Below are 3,668 nucleotides of genomic sequence, written 5' to 3'. Positions count from 1 at the left end.
GCCTGGCGGCGTCGTCGACGGCGGTGCGCACCGCCGATCGCCCGCGGCCGAGGTGCGAGCGCAGGCTCGCCGCGACCTCGGGCTCGAGCGCGGGGTCCTCCGCGCGCCAGCGGCGCCCGTCGACGACGATCCAGCGCCCGTCCTCCGTGCGCTCGGCTCCCGCCACGGGCTCAGCCGCGCCGCTCGATCGGGATGTGGCGCACCTTCTGCGGCACGGCCACGAGCCCGACGCGCACGGTGAGCATGCCGTCCTCGTACACGGCGGTGATGTCGTCGGCGTCCGCGCCCTGCGGCAGCCGGATCGCCCGCGCGAGCGCGCCGTACCGGAACTCGGAGCGCTGCTTCTCCCGCCGGTCCGGGTGCCGCTCGGCGTGGATCGTGAGCGTGCCGCCCTCGACCTTCACGTCGATGTCGCGCGCGGGGTCGAGCCCCGGCAGCTCGGCGTGCACGACGAACGCGTCGTCCTCGATGAGCTCCTCGACCCGGATGCCGGGCAGCGGGCCCTTGCCGTCCCAGCCCCCGAGCAGGGCGAACGCATCCACCCATTCCGTGAACGGCGGGAACACCGGGTACTTGCGGGTGGCGTCGGTGCTCATCGCGGCTCCCTCCGTCGCCGTCGGTCGTGTGCTCCGTGTCTACTCCGCTTCGACACCGGTCTCAATGGCGAGGGGCGGATGCGCGGCGCGGCACCGCCGGACCGGTGGCGGCGCGCGGCGGCGCCGTGGTTCGATCGGTGCATGACCGACACCGAGCCCTCGCGGGTCGTGCAGGCGAGCCGCATCATCGCCGCACCGGCCGACGCCATCTTCGAGCAGATCGCCGACCCCGCCAGGCAGCCCGCGTGGGACGGGAACGACAACCTCCGCTCGGCGCCCGAGGGGCAGCGCGTGCGCGCGGTGGGAGACGTCTTCTCGATGACGCTCTCGCAGGGCGCGGTGCGCGAGAACCACGTCGTCGAGTTCGAGGAGGGGCGCCGCATCGCGTGGAAGCCGGCCGAGGTCGGCACGCCGCCCATCGGGCACCTGTGGCGGTGGGAGCTCGAGCCCGAGGACGGCGGCACGCGCGTCACCCACACGTACGACTGGACCGAGCTGCACGACGAGCGCCGGCTCGAGCGGGCGCGCAGCACGCGGCCGGCGAACCTGCTCGCCTCGATCGATCGGCTCGCGCAGCTCGTCGAGGCCTGACGCTCGGCGCAGCACCCGAGGCCGCTCGGCGCACGACCCGCGCGCGAGCGAGGTCCCGCGCGGTCTCCGAGCGCATCCAGGCGATGAACCGGTAGCATTGCCGTGGCGACAGCGCGCCGGACACCGCCGGAGCCGCGAAGCGGCCCCGCCCGTGCACTCCAGCAGCCGTCGCCGGCTCGACGAGCGAGACCGATCGGTCGGTGCTCGCCGAAGCCCGTCAACCTCGGGGCCCGCATCGCCGGTCCCGCCTCGAACGGAGGACATGTGGCAGACGCCGCAACCATCGATGCGCCGGACACCGACGCATCCGCGGTCGACCTCGACGCGCCCCTGGCCGTCGACGACACCGCCGCGCAGCAGCCGGCCGCCCGCGACCGCGACGCGCTCATCCCGCAGCTCGCGCGCGCCGTGCGCCAGGTCGAGGCAGGCGTCAAGCGCGGCGCCGCCTCGCGCTCGACGCGCGTGAAGCTCCAGGTCGTCGCGATGCTCGCGCGCGAGGAGCGCGCCCGCGTGCGCGCCGACACCGCGCTCACCGACGCCCAGCGGGCCGAGGACCTCAAGCGCCTCGACGGCATCGCCGTCATCCTCGCGAAGGCCGCGAGCCGTGAGCCCACGCTCCTGCCGCTGCTCGGCGATGGCGCGCCCATCACCGACGCGGTGCGGGAGCGCAAGCGCGAGATGCTCGCCGCCGCCGGCATCGAGGAGGCGCCCGAGCCGCAGTCGGCGCCCGAGCCCGAGCAGACCGAGCCGCAGGTGCCGCAGGTCGTGCCGCCGTCGGTGCGCCGCGTCGCGCTCGCGAACCCCTTCCTCGAGCCCGACCTCACGCACGTGCGCCGCAAGCCCGAGCGCGACCGCCTCGCGGGCTTCGACCTGCTCTCGCCGCTCTACCTCTCGTTCGAGGTCGCCGCCGACGGCAAGCCGGCGTGCATGCCGCTGCCCGAGCCCAAGCGCCACATCGCGCCGGGCGGCAAGGAGCTCATGCACCACCAGGCGCAGCTCGTGCAGGCGGCCCGCGACGGGCACCGCACGTTCCTGCTCGCCGACGAGCCGGGCCTCGGCAAGACCGCGCAGGCGCTGCTCGCGGCGCAGGCCGCGGACGCGTTCCCGCTGCTCGTCGTCGCGCCGAGCGTCGTGAAGATCAACTGGGCGCGCGAGACCGAGCGCTGGGTGCCCGGCCGCCGCGCCGCCGTGCTGCAGGGCGACGGCGACACGCTCGACGCCTTCGCCGACGTCGTCGTCGTCAACTACGAGGTGCTCGACCGGCACATCGGGTGGCTCGAGCGCTTCAACTTCCGCGGCATGGTCGTCGACGAGGCGCACTTCATCAAGAACACGCGCTCGAAGCGCTCGCGCCACGTGCTGCAGATCGCCGCGGCGCTCCGCGAGCGCATCGGCAACCCGCTGCTCATGGCGCTCACCGGCACGCCGCTCATCAACGACATCGAGGACTTCGGGGCGATCTGGCGCTTCCTCGGCTGGATCGACCACAAGGAGCCGAACGCCCGGCTCACCGACGAGCTCGAGCAGATCGGGCTCACGCCCATGGACCGCGGCTTCTACCCCGCGGCGCGCCGGGCCGTGATCGACATGGGGATCGTGCGCCGTCGCAAGATCGACGTCGCCTCCGACATCCCCGCCCGCCGGATCGCCGACATCCCCGTCGAGCTCGACGAGGCGTCGGTGCGCTCGATCCGCGCCGCCGAGCGCGAGCTCGTCGAGCGCATGCTGCGGCGCTACGACGCGGCGATGGAGCAGCGCTCCGCCGATGCGCGCGACGACTCACGGGTCGACGACGAGCTCGTGCGCCGCATCGCCCGCAGCGAGGTCGAGACGCAGGAGGGCGGCACGGGCGAGAACGTCTTCGCGCTCGCGCGCCGCATCGGCCGCGCGAAGGCCGAGCTCGCCGCCGACTACGCGGGCCAGCTCGCGCACTCGGTCGGCAAGGTCGTCTTCTTCGCGAAGCACATCGACGTCCTCGACGCGGCGGAGCAGACGCTCGCGAAGGCCGGGATCAAGACGGTCTCGATCCGCGGCGACCAGACGCCCACGCAGCGGCAGGCGGCGATCGACGCGTTCACGAACGACGACTCGGTGCAGGTGATCGTGTGCTCGCTCATGGCGGCGGGCGTGGGCGTCAACCTGCAGAGGGCCGCCGACATGGTGCTCGCCGAGCTCTCGTGGACGGACGCCGAGCAGACGCAGGCGATCGACCGCATCCACCGCATCGGGCAGTCGATGCCGGTCACCGTGTGGCGGATCCTCGCCGCGCAGACGATCGACACCCGCATCGCCGAGCTGCTCGACACCAAGGCCGGCATGGTCGGCCGTGCGATCGACGGTGCGGTGGGCGACGAGCCGACGAGCACCGACCTGCGCCTCGAGGCGGTCGCGGGCATGCTGCACGACGCGGTCGCGGCGCGCCTCGGCCGCTGACGAGCGACCCCGCCCGGCCGTCCCGGCCGCGGCGGGGTGCGCCGCGCC

Annotated in this window: 3 protein-coding genes; 2 read left to right on the top strand and 1 reads right to left on the bottom strand. The window is 74.3% G+C overall.

Annotation, left to right across the window (positions count from 1 at the left end):
• Positions 1-170: 170 nt before the first annotated feature.
• The gene (locus NWP09_RS12230) at positions 171-596 is read right to left on the bottom strand and encodes an Hsp20/alpha crystallin family protein (protein ID WP_258275778.1); all 426 of its coding nucleotides are present in this window, start codon (positions 594-596) and stop codon (positions 171-173) included.
• 141 nt (positions 597-737) lie between these two features.
• On the opposite strand from NWP09_RS12230, the gene NWP09_RS12225 reads away from it, so the two are divergent.
• A complete protein-coding gene (locus NWP09_RS12225; protein ID WP_258275777.1) occupies positions 738-1,187 on the top strand; it encodes an SRPBCC family protein in 450 nt (149 codons plus the stop codon).
• Positions 1,188-1,595: 408 nt separating this feature from the next.
• Complete coding sequence (locus tag NWP09_RS12220; RefSeq protein WP_258275779.1) at positions 1,596-3,620, top strand: DEAD/DEAH box helicase; 2,025 nt, start codon at positions 1,596-1,598, stop codon at positions 3,618-3,620.
• Positions 3,621-3,668 lie beyond the last annotated feature (48 nt).

It is taken from the genome of Agrococcus sp. HG114 (assembly GCF_024723325.1).
GTDB lineage: Bacteria > Actinomycetota > Actinomycetes > Actinomycetales > Microbacteriaceae > Agrococcus.
This window is presented reverse-complemented; position numbering and strand designations above follow the sequence as displayed.